Annotated in this window: 1 protein-coding gene and 2 pseudogenes; all 3 read left to right on the plus strand. The window is 56.5% G+C overall.

Annotation, left to right across the window (positions count from 1 at the left end; genetic code table 11):
• Window positions 1–204: hypothetical protein (locus NBH21_RS25995; protein ID WP_252759605.1), on the plus strand; the 204-nt coding region annotated here is incomplete at its 5' end.
• Window positions 201–398, plus strand: a pseudogene (locus NBH21_RS26000) (NAD(P)H-binding protein); the annotation flags it as partial. The gene NBH21_RS25995 and the pseudogene NBH21_RS26000, both read left to right, overlap by 4 nt.
• Window positions 399–478: 80 nt before the next feature.
• Window positions 479–577, plus strand: a pseudogene (locus NBH21_RS26005) (DDE-type integrase/transposase/recombinase); the annotation flags it as partial.

Below are 577 nucleotides of genomic sequence, written 5' to 3' on the forward strand. Positions count from 1 at the left end.
TCGCCCACTGAACATCGCTCAATTCATATCGACTGGCTGCCATCCAGAGACCTCCGTGATCAAAACACGGTGTCCTATGAATCAGGCTTCAAGCGATTTGGGAATCCTGAATGTCGATTGGGCCTAGGCTGTGAGCGCGAACTTGCATGCGGCAGCCGGAGCTGTTGCCACAAGCCAGAAGACAAAAAGGAAAAAATGAGATGAAGATTGCACTCTTTGGCGGGACCGGACCAACCGGAAGACACATTATAGAAGAGGCACTCCGGCAAGGATATGAACTGTCTGTCTACACGCGCGACGCTAGGAAACTCTCCACCTTTGGCGACAGGATCGAGGTCATCGTCGGTGACCTGAACAATCGCGAAGCGATCAAGGCCTGCGTCTTGGGCGCAGACCCAGTGATCGGCGCGCTGGGATCGAACAAACAGAAAGCGCGCGAGAGGCGGCCAGTTATGCGCGTCGCCTTTGCCGCAAGATGCCCGGCAGGAACGATGTGTGGCCTCTGGACGAGGTCGTCATCACCATTGCCGGCAGGAAACACTGGCTATGGCGGGCCGTCGATCAGGACGGCTACGTG

Source organism: Ciceribacter sichuanensis (assembly GCF_024055605.1).
GTDB classification, from domain to species: Bacteria; Pseudomonadota; Alphaproteobacteria; order Rhizobiales; family Rhizobiaceae; genus Allorhizobium; species Allorhizobium sichuanense.